The 18625-nt window shown below is 40.5% G+C and carries 26 protein-coding genes; 6 read left to right on the forward strand and 20 right to left on the reverse strand.

What is annotated here, in order from left to right:
• Positions 1-58: 58 nt before the first annotated feature.
• Positions 59-922, reverse strand: a complete 864-nt coding sequence (locus ABEW73_RS13240; protein WP_430171103.1) for an ATP-dependent DNA ligase — start codon at positions 920-922, stop codon at positions 59-61.
• A 76-nt stretch (positions 923-998) separates the two neighbouring features.
• Positions 999-1190, reverse strand: a complete 192-nt coding sequence (locus tag ABEW73_RS13245) for a hypothetical protein (protein WP_430171105.1) — start codon at positions 1188-1190, stop codon at positions 999-1001.
• A gap of 111 nt (positions 1191-1301) precedes the next feature.
• On the opposite strand from ABEW73_RS13245, the gene ABEW73_RS13250 reads away from it, so the two are divergent.
• Positions 1302-1796: a hypothetical protein gene (locus tag ABEW73_RS13250; RefSeq protein ID WP_430171107.1), complete on the forward strand. Its 495-nt coding sequence runs from the start codon at positions 1302-1304 to the stop codon at positions 1794-1796.
• A 56-nt stretch (positions 1797-1852) separates the two neighbouring features.
• Positions 1853-2734 carry a hypothetical protein gene (locus tag ABEW73_RS13255; protein ID WP_430171109.1) on the forward strand — a complete coding sequence of 294 codons (882 nt, stop codon included), beginning with the start codon at positions 1853-1855 and terminating at the stop codon, positions 2732-2734.
• Between the two features lie 10 nt (positions 2735-2744).
• On the opposite strand, the gene ABEW73_RS13260 is transcribed toward ABEW73_RS13255, so the two are convergent.
• The 11 genes from ABEW73_RS13260 to ABEW73_RS13310 form a co-directional block, all read right to left on the reverse strand.
• Complete coding sequence (locus tag ABEW73_RS13260; protein WP_430171111.1) at positions 2745-3224, reverse strand: sigma factor-like helix-turn-helix DNA-binding protein; 480 nt, start codon at positions 3222-3224, stop codon at positions 2745-2747.
• Positions 3225-3229: 5 nt separating this feature from the next.
• Positions 3230-3376: a hypothetical protein gene (locus tag ABEW73_RS13265; RefSeq protein WP_430171113.1), complete on the reverse strand. Its 147-nt coding sequence runs from the start codon at positions 3374-3376 to the stop codon at positions 3230-3232.
• 418 nt (positions 3377-3794) lie between these two features.
• A complete protein-coding gene (gene dnaB / locus ABEW73_RS13270) occupies positions 3795-5105 on the reverse strand; it encodes a replicative DNA helicase (RefSeq protein ID WP_430171115.1) in 1311 nt (436 codons plus the stop codon).
• Positions 5098-5415: a replicative helicase loader/inhibitor gene (locus ABEW73_RS13275; protein WP_430171116.1), complete on the reverse strand. Its 318-nt coding sequence runs from the start codon at positions 5413-5415 to the stop codon at positions 5098-5100. Before ABEW73_RS13275 ends, dnaB begins: the two co-directional genes overlap by 8 nt.
• A complete protein-coding gene (locus ABEW73_RS13280) occupies positions 5345-6298 on the reverse strand; it encodes a hypothetical protein (RefSeq protein ID WP_430171118.1) in 954 nt (317 codons plus the stop codon). The genes ABEW73_RS13275 and ABEW73_RS13280 overlap by 71 nt, the downstream gene beginning before the upstream one ends.
• A 15-nt stretch (positions 6299-6313) precedes the next feature.
• Positions 6314-6610 carry a hypothetical protein gene (locus ABEW73_RS13285; RefSeq protein ID WP_430171120.1) on the reverse strand — a complete coding sequence of 99 codons (297 nt, stop codon included), beginning with the start codon at positions 6608-6610 and terminating at the stop codon, positions 6314-6316.
• Positions 6585-7019, reverse strand: coding sequence for a hypothetical protein (locus ABEW73_RS13290; RefSeq protein ID WP_430171122.1), 435 nt, complete (start codon positions 7017-7019; stop codon positions 6585-6587). The genes ABEW73_RS13285 and ABEW73_RS13290 overlap by 26 nt, the downstream gene beginning before the upstream one ends.
• A gap of 91 nt (positions 7020-7110) precedes the next feature.
• On the reverse strand, positions 7111-7674 hold the full coding sequence (locus tag ABEW73_RS13295) for a helix-turn-helix domain-containing protein (RefSeq protein ID WP_430171124.1): 564 nt from the start codon (positions 7672-7674) through the stop codon (positions 7111-7113).
• 33 nt (positions 7675-7707) lie between these two features.
• Positions 7708-8361 carry a hypothetical protein gene (locus ABEW73_RS13300; RefSeq protein ID WP_430171126.1) on the reverse strand — a complete coding sequence of 218 codons (654 nt, stop codon included), beginning with the start codon at positions 8359-8361 and terminating at the stop codon, positions 7708-7710.
• Between the two features lie 96 nt (positions 8362-8457).
• Entirely contained in the window at positions 8458-9237 is a 780-nt protein-coding gene (locus ABEW73_RS13305) for a phage antirepressor KilAC domain-containing protein (protein ID WP_430171128.1), read from the reverse strand.
• A 74-nt stretch (positions 9238-9311) separates the two neighbouring features.
• Positions 9312-9506: a helix-turn-helix transcriptional regulator gene (locus tag ABEW73_RS13310; protein ID WP_430171130.1), complete on the reverse strand. Its 195-nt coding sequence runs from the start codon at positions 9504-9506 to the stop codon at positions 9312-9314.
• Positions 9507-9626: 120 nt separating this feature from the next.
• Between ABEW73_RS13310 and ABEW73_RS13315 the strand changes: the two genes are divergently transcribed.
• Together ABEW73_RS13315 and ABEW73_RS13320 are read left to right on the forward strand one after the other, a co-directional pair.
• A complete protein-coding gene (locus ABEW73_RS13315; protein ID WP_430171131.1) occupies positions 9627-9989 on the forward strand; it encodes a helix-turn-helix domain-containing protein in 363 nt (120 codons plus the stop codon).
• Positions 9990-9995: 6 nt separating this feature from the next.
• The gene (locus ABEW73_RS13320; protein WP_430171132.1) at positions 9996-10640 is read left to right on the forward strand and encodes an ImmA/IrrE family metallo-endopeptidase; all 645 of its coding nucleotides are present in this window, start codon (positions 9996-9998) and stop codon (positions 10638-10640) included.
• A gap of 235 nt (positions 10641-10875) precedes the next feature.
• On the opposite strand, the gene ABEW73_RS13325 is transcribed toward ABEW73_RS13320, so the two are convergent.
• A complete protein-coding gene (locus ABEW73_RS13325; protein WP_430171133.1) occupies positions 10876-11070 on the reverse strand; it encodes a helix-turn-helix domain-containing protein in 195 nt (64 codons plus the stop codon).
• Positions 11071-11218: 148 nt separating this feature from the next.
• Here ABEW73_RS13325 and ABEW73_RS13330 point away from each other — a divergent pair, with 148 nt between their 5' ends.
• Positions 11219-11860: a helix-turn-helix domain-containing protein gene (locus ABEW73_RS13330; RefSeq protein WP_430171134.1), complete on the forward strand. Its 642-nt coding sequence runs from the start codon at positions 11219-11221 to the stop codon at positions 11858-11860.
• Between the two features lie 118 nt (positions 11861-11978).
• Positions 11979-13298: a tyrosine-type recombinase/integrase gene (locus ABEW73_RS13335; RefSeq protein ID WP_430171135.1), complete on the forward strand. Its 1320-nt coding sequence runs from the start codon at positions 11979-11981 to the stop codon at positions 13296-13298.
• A 333-nt stretch (positions 13299-13631) separates the two neighbouring features.
• Here ABEW73_RS13335 and ABEW73_RS13340 read toward each other — a convergent pair whose 3' ends face one another.
• The 6 genes from ABEW73_RS13340 to ABEW73_RS13365 form a co-directional block, all read right to left on the reverse strand.
• On the reverse strand, positions 13632-13838 hold the full coding sequence (locus ABEW73_RS13340; RefSeq protein WP_430171137.1) for a hypothetical protein: 207 nt from the start codon (positions 13836-13838) through the stop codon (positions 13632-13634).
• Between the two features lie 476 nt (positions 13839-14314).
• A complete protein-coding gene (locus ABEW73_RS13345; protein WP_430171138.1) occupies positions 14315-14464 on the reverse strand; it encodes a cyclic lactone autoinducer peptide in 150 nt (49 codons plus the stop codon).
• Entirely contained in the window at positions 14439-14978 is a 540-nt protein-coding gene (locus ABEW73_RS13350; protein WP_430171140.1) for an accessory gene regulator ArgB-like protein, read from the reverse strand. Before ABEW73_RS13350 ends, ABEW73_RS13345 begins: the two co-directional genes overlap by 26 nt.
• A 6-nt stretch (positions 14979-14984) precedes the next feature.
• Positions 14985-15596, reverse strand: a complete 612-nt coding sequence (locus ABEW73_RS13355) for a hypothetical protein (RefSeq protein ID WP_430171141.1) — start codon at positions 15594-15596, stop codon at positions 14985-14987.
• A gap of 579 nt (positions 15597-16175) precedes the next feature.
• On the reverse strand, positions 16176-17807 hold the full coding sequence (locus ABEW73_RS13360) for a hypothetical protein (RefSeq protein WP_430171142.1): 1632 nt from the start codon (positions 17805-17807) through the stop codon (positions 16176-16178).
• 1 nt (position 17808) lies between these two features.
• On the reverse strand, positions 17809-18594 hold the full coding sequence (locus tag ABEW73_RS13365; protein WP_430171144.1) for an ABC transporter ATP-binding protein: 786 nt from the start codon (positions 18592-18594) through the stop codon (positions 17809-17811).
• Positions 18595-18625 lie beyond the last annotated feature (31 nt).

The raw sequence follows: 18625 nt of genomic DNA on the forward strand, positions 1-18625 counted from the left end.
TATTAATTTAAACCGTTATAAAGAAAAGCCTATCCCCAAAAGAATAGGCTCAATTTTATTATGATGATAGATTAAATTCTACAAATGCAGGAGACCGCAACATTCCATTCCTGGTCCAATTCCGCGTTTTTACCTTTGCTCGTATCTTGGGTTCTAGGTATACAAAATTCTTATCCTCACCTATAACAATGGATTTGCTGACGCCGTATAGGGCTTGCTTGGCCTTTGGTGGTACTCCAAGTTCGATTATGCCAGTAGCCCTTAACTTTCCAGTCTCTGTTATGACTGATGTAAGCCATCCGAACTCGTTTTTACGGTATCCGGTTATAAACACCTCTGCATAGGTCCAGTTGATTACCTTCTGCCATGAAGCAGACCGGCGACTTTCATAAATGCTGTTCTGCTTTTTCCCAACCATACCTTCAAGCTCCTGTGCTTCCATTTGACTGAATAACGCCTCTCCAGCAGCTTCAACGAACGGTATCACCCCAAAGTGCTTATTTGGCATTTGTATACCGCTCAGAATCTCTTTACGCTGTATAAGTGGTATCTTTCGTAGGTCTTTACCTTTATACTGCAAAATATCAAACACAACAAATGTAACAGGCTGAGTAGTGATTAATCTCTGTATCTTATCGGACTTCTTCGCCTGGAACCGATTCATGACCATTTCAAAATCAATACTGCCGGTCTCTGGATCCGTACAGGCTACTTCACCATCAAGTATGATGTCATCATCAAATTGATCCAGTAGTTCGGGATACTGCCGTGTACAATCCGTCTCATGTCGTGTATATAATCTGATCTTGCCACCTTGTTGTGAAAATATTAGCCTGTGACCGTCTATCTTAGGTTCAAATATATAGTTTGAATGACTGAAAGGGCTATGTGCCGTTTCAAGTAACATAGGAGATATAAACACAAAACCACCTCTCAACTAATTATACCTTTATGTATATCCATTGAATGGTGGTAAGTATTACAAATAAACCGCTGAGTTACCAGCGGCCATTTTTCATCTCTCTAAATAAAATAAGCATCCCTAAGGATGCTAATTCCTCATTACAGCCATCCTCCAAAAGTGCAGGATGCTTCTCGTCGAGATATTTTGTATAGTCAGCGGCGGCCCCACACGCATCCTTTACATTTCTCCGGCTGCCGGTTAATGGATCATATTCAATCGGCTTCATTTTGAAGTTCCTTCGTTCGTTTATAGGGCCTTGGCAGGAATCGAACCTATTAATATAACTAATGTCATCCGATGAATATACTATCAAACTTATCTGAAAGAAGGTTTTGTTATGATTAACTTTTTGATTCTCATTTGTGTTATGATCATTGTTTCTTTATATGCATTTTTCGGTAAACGGAGAGAAGAGAAAAAACTATCTTTTTTTGACAATGACTTTAAAAATTGGACTTCTATTAAAAAAAACAGAAATAAAGAATTACTTAATTACTATTTAGACTTACCTGAAGATACCTTAATTTTCAAACATATAGAAGTTCAAAAAGCAGAGATGATTTTAAAAAATGGTATATTAAATCAGTTACTCAGTCCAACATTTTTACCTATTATAGCAATTATGGTATCTCTTCTCGCTATTTTAAATCCTGATAACAAATCTATAATGATTCAAGTAATGGCAGTAATTATTTTAGTAATATTAATTTCTAGTTATATCATTTCTAGTTTTAATTCCCACATTCTAAATATGTTAGGAGTCCACAGAGTAAATATTGAAAAGGCAATTGAAATAAGTACAAACAAACAACAAAGGAAGTTAGCACTGTGAAAAAGCTCTCGTATGTTAGGTTAAATTTTTTAAATATAATTGAAAGAGGTTAATCAGTGAGCCCTTTATTATATGATATTGAAATGAAATTCAAAGAAGACTGGAAGAATCACCTAATATCTTTGTTGAATGAGTATGGCTATACTATTAATCCGAATCTATCACCAAGTGATGTAAGTATAATTTACTTCAATTGGAGAAGAAGAGTGGTTGATATCACGAAACGAAAGGTACATGTTTCTAAAGAATTTAATTGTCCAAAAAAATATAAGTACGCCCTTCGTGAAATTATCAACAAAATTGAGAGAGGTTTTGATATAAATCCACATCTCAGCAAACTCATTAAGGATGTTAAATATAATGATCTTTTATTAAATGACTGGGGGATACATCATCTTCATCTAAGCAAAAAATACACAGACAGTTCCAAAAAGTTTGTTGACAGAACAAAAGATGTCTTGTTCGTGAAATTTAATCAAGAAAATGCTTACCTAATTCAAATTCTTGATCATAAATCTTTTTCAGATCAAGAGCTGTTAAAAATCATGCATAGAAATTGGCCAGATATAATGAGGCGTTTGAAAATAGACAGCTTGTCTCATTCACTTACGAATGAAGACATACACAATATACGAAAAAATGGCGGCAATGCTTTTATCGAAGTTGAGCCTGGCGTGGTTTACATGCCCCCTGGAATGGGATTGACAACAGCCAGAACAAGCACTGAAGCAACAAGAAATTCGCATTATTATATGAATAACCTATCATTATTTGAATTACATATGAGAAATAACATTGGAAGTATAATTAGAGAAGCCGAAACTAATTCTGTGTATAAGATGCCTAAAAAATTAAAATTTGTTTTACATATTTATGACACACATTTCAAGGCAGTTGAAGTTAATACAAACGTTGTCGTTGATTTAGGGACTTTGTAAACAAAACAGCCTATCCCACAAGGAATAGGCTGTTTGCTTTATTGTCTGCTATCTTCTTCTCTGCTCGCTCCAACATCGTCTGCACCGCGCTTTTCGTAATCCCCATCTCTAAGGCTACCTGACGTAAGCTGAAGCATAATCCAAACCGTAGTATATATGCTTTTTTCTCTCTCTCGCTTAGTGTAGACAGTGCATCATCAATCTGGAACCGTTCATGGTCCGATAAGGTCGTCGGGCTTCCATAGGCAGCAGGCTGTGCGTATGACTGCATATGTAGCGGATCTACTGTAATTGTTCGTTGTCTGCCTGATCTGCGGTGTATGCCCCTCCTTGGTCCCGGATTATGGCCTTTTTGGATCCAGTCGATTACGAATTGCACATCGGATAGCATACTGTTAATAAGCTTCGTGTCTTCTTCATCCATAGGCTGCCCTTTAGCTCTCATTAGCTTCGCTCTTGCCTCTTTGTAAAGCTCTAACAGATCTTCCAATGCATTCACTCCCTCGCTCTAAATTCACCTGCTCTAATCGAATATGCTAAGGCCTTAGCTAACTCTTGCATCTCAATGCTGTTGGCGCTTTGTCCAATATGATCCAGAGTCTCAAGCAATTTATTAATATCCAGTGATTGTGGATTATCCATCCTCTATTGTCCCTTCTGCCCTTTTATCTATATCTAATCTCACTCATCAAGATTGAGGGATGACCCAAGATTTTCACAGAGTTGATCATATAAGGCCATGTATTGTTTGTACTTCGGATGATCCTTACACATTGAATCCAGCATTTGAGCGCCTTTATATATTCGTTTCCTTAGTCGTTCTTGGTAGTGTTCGACCAGCTCCCTAAAGAGCCGGTCAAAATGATCATATATTCCTTGTTTAGTTTGGGCGGTGCATTTCACACTCTTTAATCTCTGAAATGTCAGTTCATCAAGTTGGCCATCTTTATAAGCCCCGTCCAGTTGCCTAAGAAAGATTTTGTGATACCTGATTATAAGGCGTACATCTTCTTCCGAATCCTCACTATGGGAAAAAGAAGCATCCATGCTATCACCTCATTCAATAATGAATCCGTTGGATGTCACAAAAACGGCTAAAGTTCTTTAGATAAATCATTTCAGTATATCCAGTCCCTGTATTTCTCCCTTTGGCTACGATGATTTCAACGATGTCCTTTTTCTCCGTTTCAGCGTTGTAATAATCGTCTCGGTATAGGAAATCAATCTCGTCAGCGTCCTGTTCAATGGACCCGGATTCCCGCAGATCGGACATCATCGGACGTTTGTCTTGGCGCTGCTCCACCCCGCGGCTAAGCTGAGATAAACACTCAATTGGGCAATCATTGTCCCTCGCAATCTGCTTCAACGTTTTGCTGATGTAAGATACCTCTTGCTCCCGGCTCTGAAATTTCTTCCCGGAATTGATCAGTTGTAGATAATCAATCTGAACATGTAAATCTTGATGGATCTTCTTTAATTGCTTGACCTTAGATGCAATTTCCTGAATTGTGATCCCGGCCGTGTCGTCAATGTAAATCGGCATCTTGTCCAGTTTGGAGCGGGCTGCTGTGTATTTCGGCCAATCATCCGGCCCAAGATCCCCTGTACGTAAAAGGGTGCTGTCTAAAAGTCCGATGTTGGCTATGATTCGTTCACCAAGCTTCTTTGCTGGCATTTCGAGGCTGAAAATAGCGGTAGCAAACCCAGCATTTGCAGCAGCTACGGACCCATTTAACATGAATGCCGTCTTTCCCATGCTCGGCCTAGCCGCTACGATGATCAAATCCCCCTTCTGACGGCCACCTGTGAGCTTGTTTAAGTCCGCTCCGCATGTCGGCACACCTGTTATGCCTTGGGAATGGCTACGTGCCTCTAATTCGTCCTCGTGGTCCCTCATAACCTCGTGTATACGAGTTAGTTTCTTATCTGACCGGACCTTGCTCCCCAATTCATCGGCTGCCGCTTGGAAAAGTGCGGCGACCTTTCGGGGATCCGACTCTTCTTCTATCAACCGTCTTTGCTCTTTCAGTGAATCAAGTGCCTTCCGCCTGAATCCGGTTACCTCAATGATATTCATGTAATAGCCTGCGTTTGCGGCTGATGGTACATGCTCAACTAAGTCCCCCAGGTAATCAATGCCACCAGTCGGCCCCGAAATCCCACGCTCTTCCAGTCGATGCGATAACGTCACGATGTCAATTGAGGTTCCTTCCCTTTGCAATTCGCACATCGCTTCAAACACAGGGCGGTGTGCTTCTGACCAGTATTCGGGTTCCAATCGCTCTACTGCTCTAGCCGCAGTCTCTTGGCTCTGATCAAGGAGTATGCTTCCTAATACCGCCTGCTCCGCTTCCATGCTGAAATCAATCATGCTGCTTGCCCTCCGTTAGCCTTGGCCGCGGGCATGCGTTTCTCTCCCAGCTATCCATGAGACGAAACCGTTCCTGTGTCTGCATCCGTAGATTCTCCACAGATAAGGGGGAGATGTTTCCCCTGATATCGGATATGGCCGGTGGGTAACTCGATTTTTTTATATGCTGGGCCAAGTTTTGCGCGGCCCGATCATAACTAACATCCTCCAGCATCTTGCCCCATAGCGTTTCCATTTCCTCAGAAACTTGAACTATCGGGTAAGCTGTGACGACTACCGAAAGGAGATGTAACAGCTCCTTGTTGTTCACGGTCTATCTCCCCCATGCGTTTATTTAGATATTCCTTATTCCTTTCTTGACGGTTTCCACTGCTTTGCGGTCCCTTCCGTTCCGATGCCATCTTGATGCCGAGCTCTTGATACTTTTCTCTCAACTTTTTAGGACTCAAAATATTACTGCTCCAAAAATGATGGGATGTAGACCAATCGATAATTGCTTGAAGCTCTTTAGGATCCCGCTTGTTGATCTCTATGATTTTTCTAAATTCATCCGCCCACTTCTGCATATCAGCATCCCGGACAAGGTGTTCAACCTTATTGGCTGCCGCATGCTGCATAATCTTTCCATAAAGGTATAAGGCCATTTGATAATAACGGTCATCCGTTTCGTAAACGCGGGTTTTGCGTTTGCGAGAAGAAGTTTTTATATCAGTGTTATTGTCATTATTATCATTATTGTTTATATTGTCGGGTGCTCGTTGCTTTCGCGGTGGGTTCGCAGGTGCATCATCGTTGCTTTCGTCGTTGCTCTCGTACTTATTCCTATCCTGATAAAGCCCGTAATTACATATGGTTACAAGCATTTTGTGCGTTGCTTTCGTTGTCGTGATCATCGCTGTAGTGTCGTTGCTTTCGTCAGGGCTTCGTTTCGATTTCATTGCTTTACCGCGTAAAAATTCTAAGACCTGAAAAACTTGGTCTTTCGTAGGCCTTTCCCGCCTTGCTCCTACCATCCACGAGACCCCTTCTATGATCTCTGGAATTGAAGTCAAGACCTGCCCAGGCTTCAATCCTTTATATTGTTTGTGCTGAGCAGAGAGCAGGAGATACACCCACACTTTCATATAAAGTGGCGGCTTCTCCCATATGTCGCTCTCCATTAGCTTACGGTGAAGGCTGATCCACCCTTCCATGTCACCACCCGCTTATTAACATTTTGCTATTTCTTGCTGTCCAAAAGCCGCAGATAGCAGCCGTTCCAAGGCATCTCCGCCGTCTATGATGCGCCATGCCATCTGTACAAAGAAATCTCTGCGCTCTTCTATACCAACACAATCCAGTGCATCAAATATCAAGTTTGTCATCACGTCCCGATCGGAAATGAACGGCTTCCAATTCAGTTTGAAATGATGGTATTTGCCGTTGTAATCCGAATCAGGACACCGACCATTATGAATCATGATGTCAAGTCCATGCGACTTAAGCAATTGATCCCGATTCATCATTATGAGGCACCACCTTTCGTTTCAAGCCTGGATGCCAATTCTGTCTGATCCTGTTAACCGGCTTACCGTCCTTTAGCCCAAGGCTCTTTGTGCCGTGAAATTCAAAGCCATCACATTCCCAGCACTTTAATTCAATAAAAAATCCCATGTCATCGTTAAATCCGCTAACAACTTTAACGTTCTGACCATTACAGTGAACAAAATATTTTTCAACGATCCGGCCCACATTGCTTAAGTAGATTTTGGAAGCTTCTATTTTGTCATTCAAGGTTAGGTAACTGACTGAATCAATCACTTTGAGAAACGGGAGCACGAAGCTTAACCCATAATTCTCAATGAGCGTAACATAAAGCGCTTCATTTTTTTTTGAGATAAGTTCATTTTCGGACATACGGGTTGATGTTGTCATTAGGGACTCTCCTTTCGGGTCCCCCTTGACGGTTCTTGTGATGTTATGTAATAATGTCGCCAAGGGAATCCCCTGTGATTATTGGATCGCCTTAACGTCCCGCCAAAGACAGGTTAAGGTGATTTTTGCTTTTTACAAATTTAAGACCAGAAGATATCTCATGCATGATTATATTTTCCTCATTCTCAATTTCAGCTAGGATATCTAGAAGTTCATCTATTATGTGACGATCTGAGTAATTGATATCATCAGTGATAGACAAAATGATACCGGACATTTTTGTTTTTATTTCAGTAGCCCATAGAAGTCTTCTAGCCGCTGGATATACCTTTCGGCATCCTTTGTCTTGCACGGAATCGGCTCGAAATTGAACATCATCGATTGTGACACCATAGAGTTTACATAACATTATTGCCTCATCAAAGGCGATATCACCCGGGTTTTCCTCGTACCATTCAAGTTTTTTAGTTGAGATACCAGTTGCTTCTGAGACGACATCCAATGTGAAACCACTGTTCAAACGCACTTGTTTGATACTCACCTTTCCGCTTACCCAATCTGTAACTTCACTTTCCAATCTTGAAATCTCCTTTCCAATAGTTTCAGGTATTGTCCTGATCTTCTGCATTTCTTCTTTCATTTTCCCTTCATTCACTTCTAATCCCCTCCAGGACTGTATTGTAGTCAACTAGATCATTTCATCGGGATAAATATGGTCACGATAATCGTCGTTTGCTAGCCCTAATAATTCTGCTAACTTCCCCAGTCTATTTGCTCTCACTAGAAAACCTTCGCTTTGATCTGGGCGAACAGAACGGCATGTCTGGGATTTTTCTTTCGCCTTCTTAGCTTCATCAAATAAGCCAGTCGTAGCATCCAGCACGTCCTCAAAATCAATTGTTCGAACTAGTTCTATCAATTGACGCTCATATTTATTAATTCCATATAGTTCTGTTTCTAATACATCAACATCAAATTCCATATAGTTCTTCGTTGCTTCAATACCTTCAAATGGGATTAATCCGCTATTGAACCAAGCTGCGTAATTAGTACCAGCAATACATAATGAGATTTGGCTATCTGTGATATGCTTACTAACCGAAAAATTAAGCTCAAATGCAAACTCTGATTCACCCAGCGTAATAACAACTGTGTCCCCGGTCCCTTCACCCTTAAATGTTTCGAGATACTCAGCTTTTACCGGCTGTGATGCAATGCCAACAAAAGGATCAGCTTGAGTGTCAATTTTTAATTCCAAGCTGCATGGTACTTGATGTTTTTCCATAATTCCAAACAGGTATAATGCTTCTCCTACAGAGGACTCAATCATTTGAATTGTCATATTATCTAGCTCCTTTAGATTGTTTTTGGATATTACGTACAATAATTGCATGCTGTAATGGATGATTGAACCAGAGACGTGCCAGTTCGAAGAATGTCATGTGCTTTTCCTCACCTTCTTTTTAATTTCTTCCGGTATAAGTAAACGAAAGGTTTCCTTCCCTTTTGGCGTAATTAAGGTTTGAACTCCAGCTTTATTTGCTCCAACCCAATCCTTGTTATCAAACAACTCAGGAATATATCGTGCATAAGCCATTAATTCCTTCTTTGAATTTCGATAGAGATAACCTTCATCCAACAGCCACTCAATGAATTTCCCCTCATAAACATGTAATTCTTGTGCAGTTCTACGGAAGTTTGTCAGCAAATTACGATCAACTATTGCATCAAAATAATCAGCTTTTGGCTGCATAACAGCAATTTTGTTATTTTGATCTCGTACAGTTTGGAGTGTAGCCCTAAACATGTGCTTAATTTGAGGGTCTGCATGTGGAAGATATGTGTTTATGAATAAGTCATCGTTTGCAACATAACCACCAGTTTTGCGGATTGTTGGAAGAATTTCGTCAGCGACCCGTGCTTGAAAATTCATCGCTGTAGAGTTCTTTGCTATCATTCCAAATCGGTAGAAGATGTTTTCTTTGATGTATTCAGGTAAACTGTCTTTTCCTTCGTGCCCACTTGTGGGCACGCCTAACTCACTAAGATAATCTCTTACCCTGTCCCAGCGAACAACCTTATTCCCGCTTGCAGCTGTTCTGGTAAATCCAAAACCTCTTGCAACATCCTCTAAATTCAAGTTGGCTGTACCATTTTCATCAATATATCCTCTTACACCCATTACAGAGATAACATCAGCACTAAAAGTATTAGCCATTTCATTTCTCCTTTCTAACGAATCACACATACTCAGAACATTTATTCCTATTGCAAATAATCACTAAATGTGATTTAATTGTCATTGTAGAATAGTTCTTCAACCGTTCTATTGTAGAACTTTGCAATTATGATTTTTGTTTTGTCACTTCCCCTTCTTTTTTTAGTTTCAAGCATAGCAAGCATCCCATATGAGATTCCAATGCATTCAGCGGCTTTCGCTATAGTAAGCCCCCGCTCTTTGCGGATATTAATCAGGACTTGATTCAATTCATCACCTCCTTAACAATTATCACCAAAAGTAATTATGTTCAGAATACATCACCAAAAGTGATATGTCTACCCTTATTCTCACTTTTTGTGTTGAAATTTTAATTGGAGTGGTTCAATATGACACCAAATCTTGGCGTGAGAATAGCCGAATTAAGAAAAAAGAAAAATATGACTCAGGGCGATTTAGCAAAAGTCATAGGGAAATCCACGAGTACTATAGCGATGTGGGAAATTGGAAAAAGAGACCCTGACTCCTCGATGATTTCAAAATTAGCTGATACTTTTGGCGTGACTGCTGATTATTTACTTGGTATTAAAGTTGAAACCTCCATTGAGGAGACTCCCTCTTCTATAAAGGCTTGGCTCCGTGCTGACAACGATCTTTTGCCTGAAGAAAAAGAACAATTATCTGATGAACTTGAAGATTACTTTAAAGTAAGGAAAGAACGGCTAATGAAAGATCGCAATAAAGGTGGTTAGCGATTCATGGCAAACACAAAAAATATTTTCACTTTCCCAATACTTAAAGCTCAAAGTTTGTTCTCTCGATACTATTCACGTGAAATGGATCTGAAGACGTATAGATGTGATGAATTTCTGGTAAGGCTGATTCAAGACAACAATATAAGGTTGGATTTATATCCTTTTAAAAGTGATAAATTCTGTGGTCTTTTAACAATTGATGAAGATGAGATAACAATTGTAGTAAATAAGAATTCACCCGCTGTTAGACGAAATTTTACGATTGCTCATGAATTAGGTCATTTTTATTTACATAGGCATTTAAATTCAAATTTTCCTGATAGAGCTAGTGATTTATTAAATTCCTCAGATATAGTTTTTGAAAAACAAGCGAATGCATTTGCGTCCGAAATCGTCCTACCGAATATTGTCGTCTACATAATGCTTAAGAGTAAATTTAGTTTTAATCGTATATCTGCAGTAACACAAACTTCTCACGAAACCCTTCGTTGGAGATTAATTCGATTTTTAATCGGAAATTTTAAGATGTCACATAATAAGTGCGTCGAAATGGTTAATGACTTTGAGGATTCTTCTATTTTTGGCTATAAAAAATGTGAGATACACGATTTCATCGCTAAAGAAGTATATAAAAAACTAGTTAATTAGCTTTTCTACAATTGGTCGGAAAGCAGTTATCCCGTTTACCCAACTGCTGAGGTAATGAGAATATTTTGCCAACCTGACTAAACGTCCAGTGGCCCTAAACCACATCTACTGTAACTTAAGTTTATTTGTTTTATTCAGGCAACACTCTCCCTCCTCTCTTTTCTTCATCCCTTTCCGAAAACATTCCAAATTGGTTTGTCTATCTCTGACCTCTTCTTTTTAAGAAATACAAGCTTTATGTTTGTTTAATTTCTTGTAAATCACCACGCAGCCATGACTCAATTATCTCTCGATGAAATAATATCCGTCCCCGAACTCTGGTATGAGGGATCTGTTTTTCCCTCGCCATGGTATACACCGTTGTTTGTGACACTCCGATTAGATCAGCGGTTTCTGTGACTGTTAGAGTGATTTTTTGTAATTTGTCCATTTACTCTTCCCTCCTTTTTTTTGCAACAGCAACAATGTTACTGGAGCAAGAATATCATGTTTATTTTGCGTTTGCAACATTATTTTTCTTTAATGTTGCTTTATCAAGATTTTGCATATACTATAATTTTAGAAGGGAGTGTCGGATTATGGACGTAAATGAATTCGGGAGATATATAAAATCTTTGAGAAAAGAAAAAAAATTAACATTAATCGAACTATCTGAATTGTCTGATGTTTCACATCCTTACCTATCTCAGATTGAGAATGGGAAACGAGGTATACCATCACCAGATATTCTTAACAAGCTTGCTGATCCTTTAGGGGTTTCATATGCTGAATTAATGATACAAGCTGGATATATAGATGAATTGTTAGGACGAATGGATCCTGATAATCCTGTACATGAGTTTAAAAGGACATTAAACCGCGCAATGAAATGGCTCCATGATAACGGGGATTTCAACCAAGTCGCGAAGAAAAATATTGAATATTATCTTGAAATTAATAACGTTACTTCGATAACAATAGATAACTTATTTGAAAAATTAGAGGAATTCGTTAACAGGGATAATTGGGATGATTTAATGGATTCTGGTGAAGATCTTATATATTATGATTTATTTGACATCTTGGAGAGATTGACCGAATCAAAACAATTAAACAATCAAAATCTTGACGCTATTATTGCCCACTCCAAACCCTTAACATATAACGGACATGTAATAACAGATAACGACCGAAAGTTAATCATGAGTTACCTGGATGCTTTGTTTTCCAATCGTAACTAGTACGAGCACTAGAAGCCAATAATAGAGATCGTCACTCCCCAAAGGCTTTATCGTACGAGCACGTAAAACTTTAAATTCGTATATGAATTTAAAATATGTATGCTGGGAGGGTATCAGAGTGGCTAATATACGACAACGAGGAAAGAACAGTTGGGAGTTTACTGTGAGCACAGGTAAGGGGCCAAATAATAAATATGGACGTGAAACGAAGACATTAGAGGTAACTGAGAAGTTGAGCCCTAAGAAGTTACAGGAGTATCTTGAATATGAATACGCCAAGTTCAAAGAAGAGGTAAAGAGTGGTAATTACATCAAACCAAGTAAAAAAACGTTTGAAGAATTTATCACCTTATGGAAAACTCATTACGCGATTTCCAACCTATCTCCTACAACACTTGAAACGTATAATAGGCACATAAATTCCAGATTGATTCCTGCCTTCGGACATTTAACACTCGATCAAATAAAGCCTGGACACATTCTTGACTTCCTAAAGGAATTAGAAAAACCCGAGTCTCGCTTGAAGAAACCTAAAAAAAACGAAACTGAAAATCACGGTGATTCAGCTGAGGTAATTGCTTTAGACTTCAGTACGATCGGATACATATATCGCGTTCTAAAAAACATATTAAAAAGAGCTGAAGAGTGGAAAATGATCCTTTCTAATCCCATGGAAGGTATTAAGAAGCCAACCCCACCCATTGAGATAAGAAAACAAAAACAACTTGATCAAAAAAACAATCCCCAGTATTACAATGATAAGGAAGCACAGGATGTTGTAGACGCTCTTTATAGTGAAACACGGAAGTGGAGACTGTTTATGCTTGGCTCTATGCTAGGTGGCTATAGAAGAGGTGAACTTGTTGCATTAGAGTGGCCTCAGGTCTCTTTCGAAGAGAATTGTATTTCCATTGAAAACAATATCCCATTAACCAAAGAAGGGAAAGCTGTTGAGAAGGATCCGAAGTCTGTCAGCTCTATACGCACTGTGGACATGCCTGTTTGGTATATGGAAGAAATGAAGGCGTATTTCAGGGAATGGCAGCTCGAGAAGAAGACTCTAGGCACAAAGTGGTTAGGTAAAGAACGCCAATTTGTTTTTCATAATGGAAAAGGGCAACCGTATTACTACAAACATCCTTCGCGCTGGTGGGAGCGATTTTGCAAACGTCATAATTTACGATATATTAAATTCCATGGCTTAAGACACAGTATGGGAACACTTCTTATTGAAGACGAGGATGAAACCATGATTGATCCTCTTTTAATTGCTATTCAAAAGAGATTGGGACACTCGAGATTATCAACCACGTCAGATATTTATGTCCATGTCACCAAAAAAGTAAGGCAGAGAACCACAGTGAAATTCGACAAATTTGCTCGCAAGGCTCCTCGTGAAACAGAAACTCCCCCCTCTTCTACTACTGATCATGATTGACGCAAAATTGACGCAAAACATGACGCAAATTCCTGATAATTAAAAATAAAGCAAAATAACAAATACTAAAGAACCCGTAATTCTAGGCACTTCTCGCGTTTATTAGCTGTATAAAATAGCATCAATATTACTTTGACAGGGTAGGGGTCAGTGGTTCGAGCCCACTACAGATCATAGCCGAAAACCCTTGATGCCATTGGCGTCAGGGGTTTTTCATTTTCTGATATGACACATAAGCACCGGCTCTTGGGGCAGGATCGGGGGACAAAGTCAGGACCATGGATGCGAAGCGCCGGAGGGTTGACCAAGATTCTCAGCAATATTCGTTCCGGATCAGGAAGCATGCGTTTCCCTTCCTTTCCCGGGCCTCCAGGACAGAATATTATGTTCATTAAACACCCGAGGTTTTCCAGTCTCCAGACACGTTGCCCGTATCCGATGATCCCGAATACTGTGTATCTGTATTTTCCGTTGGGTGATATTCCCTTTCCGGTCTTCATATATGATTTCTATGGTTTGCTCCAGGTAATTCTTAAACATCATGCCACCTCCTCTAACTAGAACATTCGTTTGTATTATATGCGAACATTCGTTCTTTTATCAATGTCAATTTTACCCTGACTGCCTTGATGAAAGGAGAAAGCAGCAATTTATAACTCCTGGTCATCATGACACCGTTTACCTATATAAGCTGAACTAAAGACTCAGCCCGAGCATCACTACGAATACGGATTATTCTTCCGATCGCTGTTGCCCCCAGATTTCTATCAATCCATTAAAAATGTTGAAATCCGGGTGCAGTATATGCTTCCGATGCGAGCTTTCCTTTGGAAAGCTTTCGGGCGACCGCTACCGCTTCTCCAGAATAATTGTGCCTTCTCCGTTGAGGTTCTTCTTTTCATTAGTTCAATCTATATAGCATAATCATGCTATGTTGATGTTGAAAGTATGATAAATAGAAAAATCCGGCACCTAGTAGGTACCGGAATCCAATAATGAATTCATATTGGGAAAGGTTATTTCAAGAGCTCCTCGGGTGTATCACCACTATACACAAAAACAGGGCTTGCAGTATTAACAAAGAATACAGCTACCAACGTAAGAGCAGATGCGATAAATGAAAATAAGCCATGCTTAGATTTATTGATTATCGACACTTGACTCACCTCCCTTCAAATGAATTAGGCTCAGTGCCTGGATAAAGAATACTATGGATAATGTTGGTGATAGAATGAAAAAGTTCACCCCCACGATAATACAGCTAATTAGACGAAGTTTAGGATAATGTTTTGTTGGTATTCTTGATTGCTTGGCAATCTTACTGGGGGCAAATAAAACGACTAACAAAAAACTTAGGATGTTCAAAATTTGTGTAGGCAGTTCTCCTAAATCAACAAAAGACGCTGCAGTAAACAAAGCGGTAGTAATAACAATACAACCAGCGCCCGTCCTAACGTGGATTCCTCCAGAAAACTGTCTTAGCAGTGCAAAGCCTACCAAACCTGTAATTGCCTGCTTCATATGTCCGGTATAAATGGAGATTACTAAAGTAAATGTAACAATAAATAGTATATTTAATAGAATTGCAATCGCATGCTTTAAAACACTAACAGATGAAGGGTGTTCCGGCACTTGTCGTTTAATGCCTTCCGATATCCAAAGGGCGGCTCTTTCAATCATGAATTGTCACTCCTTTGTTTGGATCGCATAAAATAAGAAAATACCAAAAGTTATACCAAAAAAGAGAAGAAGAAGCCATAACCGATTCAGATAAAATAATATCGCCAATAAGATCAAAACAACTACGATGAGGGAGATTAGTAAGATGTGTTCAAATTTAATACGCAACTTTTCGAGATCATATGTAAAACCTATTGCATACTTATACATAATCCAAGAAATGAGTAAACCCGTCACTGATGATAATAGCTGAAGTATATAACCATCTACTTCATTGTTGTGCGTAGCTTCGATTGAGCCATACAATGATAGCATGTAAACGGCCTGAATTAGAGCATAAAACATATAACCCAGAATGGTACATATCGCCGACCAAATAACTGGGATCTTGATAATAGCAGAAAACAAGAAAACGAAGATCAGCACGGTAATGAGAGGGGCCAGAAAATCCAATTGAAGTTCGTTGCGCATAATGAAGCTTTGTAAGTTGGCAAGGATCATGACAATCAACGCCTGCCATAGGTACTCTGTTGTCTTAAATCTAAGCAATGTCATGATTAGTGAATAAATTGCCAGTGTTTCAAATGTTGAAAACACCATAAACCAAATAACTTCCATTCAAAGATTTCCTCCCTGCACCATAAGAAATGGTTAAATGTGTGCTACGCCACTTCCCGATGTAACCTGATTACACTGGTGGTTATAACGTCCGTAAATAAACGATATACCGACAGACCCTCAGTTTCTATCGAGTCGTCCTAATGATGTATGTTCTTTGAGGTCAATTCCGATGGCGCCTGCCACTTCTTATATGTCTGGAAACTGTGATGGAAAATGCAAAAACAATAAACGCCGTTTATAGCTCCGGTGTGGCTAAAAACCAAGCATTAGTTGTCAAGAATCCACGACCTTGTGAATATGACTAAGCCAGAATAAACTCAGATCCTACTATTTAACATCCTGACATCATCTAAGTTGATTATATAAGGCCCGGAAGGCATAACAACAGGTAATTAAATACATAAGTGGGGGAATCCATCAAGGATCTATGAAGTGAAGGAGTGAAATAGGAAGTTAATTTGCTATATTCCTATTATATAAGAACCTACGTTCTTGTACAATGACTTTAAAGAGCAACTATACCATGATCTGAACAATCAAAGAAAAGGCATCCAATCGGATGCCTTCCTCCCTAATTTACTTATACAGCTTGGTCCATGCCAAGCCATTCGCAACGAGCAGCGTGAGGATATATGCCAACATACCATAGGGAAGCGTGCTGCTTGCATAATGCAACCCCCATAATCCGCCCACTACAATAAAGAATAGCAGCACCCACCAGCCGTCTTTCTGCTGAGCCATATTAAACGCCTGAGAGAACGGCGGAGTGCGCAGAATTGCCTTGGCTGATAAAGGAATCAACACCAAGCCGGTAAGGAAAATGATGAGAATATCTGGGATAATCCGGATACCGAATACGATCAGAAACACGATCGCATTCACACTGAACAGCGGCAGGAACATTTTGACCGCAAAAGCCTTTAAAGCCCCTTGGTATAAAGGATTCATGCTTGGCATCGGGGCTGCGCCAAACAACCAGAAGGCTTTGGGTTTGCCGGAGAATTTCAGCATCATAACGACCGTTACAATCATAATGAGCATAGTGTGCAAAACATAGTACGATGATCCCTGGCTGATTTCCGCCAATGAGGAGTTACGGATCGTAGAGACAAAGAATAAATAGGGCAATAACACGGACAACCCAAGTGTAGGGTACACTTTAAGTTTAAATTCTCTCTCGTTCTTCAGCATGCTGGCAGATAGTCGGAAACAAGCTTGCTCCGTGCGCGACCGGCATACCATTTTGGCCAAGAATCTGTCCAATCGCCCGCGCTCCCGCCCTTTTCCTGCTTCGCTGTGAGCCAGCTTCTCCAAATGCTGCTCGAAAGAAGGAATATAACGGACGTAGACCAGCATGAGTAGAATCGGAACAAACACGGCCATTAATGAGAGAACAATCAGCCACCCGCTCCCCTCGCCGAACAACCATTCATACGGAGCCGCAAACCAGACCGGCGGAAGCAAAATCTGCCACCAGGCCGGCGTAAATACCAAATTGAAATCAATCAGATCAAAGGAACGCATTACAAACTGATAACCGATAGCCAACGTGGCGGAAAGTCCAATCTGTACATAATTGATCAGATCCTTCAGTTTCTCTCCATCCCAATACTTGAGCAGCAACAGATAAACCAAGGAGGTGCTCACCAGAATGAGCATATTCATCAGTATTAACTCTAGGATATAGATCAGAAAGAACAGCAGGCCATGCTTGATCAATCCCACGACCAGTGAGCCTGCTGAGAGCGCTCCGGTTAGGAGCAGCAAATAAATTCCTGCATGAATCGATCGCGCCAATCCGACCGTTCGACCGTCGATAGGCTTCGTCATCAAAATGCTGCGGTCGCGCACATCCAGCAGCACGGATGAGAAATCTGAAATCATAGAGCTCATAATCAGGAACATTAGGATGGCAGACAGGATGCTCATCGGCATTAAATATTCCGGATCGCTCCAGAACACAAAAGGCGTTAGGACAAGCCCGATTAAGCCATACAACCAGAGGGAGCTGACAAACAGGTTCTTGTCCTGCTCTTCTTTCTTCCGGTTGCTTGAAGATAATATGACTGGTGCGCGCCTCGAATCCATCAGCAATTTGACATGGAGGATCCGACGCAGTGTTTCATAGTCGACACCCATTCTCGAGATGATTCCTTGAAATCGATCCAGTATCTTCAGCATCCGAAACGATGATTCCGATCCCGCCATATCAGCTTCCCTCCCGAACGATCGATACGAACCGTTCCGCAATACGGGCATGGTCATGGAAACCCGTCAGCTGATTAAACACTTCTTCCAGGGACCCCTCATGGGAATGCTGCTGCAGTTCTTTGAACGTTCCGTCCGCCACTACCCGGCTGTCAGCGAGCAGAATGATCCGGCTGCTGATTTTCTCAACAACGTCCATGATATGTGAGGAATAAAAAATCGTCTTGCCCTGGGCCGACAGCTGGGCCAGTACTTCCTTGACCACCATCACGCTGTTCGCATCCAGCCCGCTTAAGGGCTCATCCAGAAACAATAGATCAGGGTCATGCAGCAGGCTCGAGATCAGGAGCACCTTTTGCCGCATTCCTTTTGAAAACGTAGCGATCCGTGAATGATAGGCCTTTTCCATGTCAAAGCAATCCATTAATTGCTTTGCCTTATAATCCGCTGCATCATATGTAAGTCCGTACAACTCACCTATAAAAGTCAAATACTCGGCAGCCGTTAACTGATCGTACAATTCCGCCACCTCGGGCACATATCCGATTCTCCGTTTATAATCGATATTCCCATCGGAAATATCCTGACCGAATATGCGGACTGTCCCCGTGTACCCCTCAACCAGCCCAAGCATAATCTTGACCGTCGTGCTCTTCCCCGCCCCGTTCGGACCGATATATCCAATCATCTCGCCGCGGCGTACTTCCAAGTCGATACCGTTCAGCACATAACGATTATCATATTTCATGCGCAGGTCTTGAATCGATAACACTTCATTTTCAGACATGATTTTATTCTCCCATTCCCTCATTGTCTTC

The organism is Paenibacillus lautus (assembly GCF_050482385.1).
Classification (GTDB): Bacteria; Bacillota; Bacilli; order Paenibacillales; family Paenibacillaceae; genus Paenibacillus_AQ; species Paenibacillus_AQ lautus_B.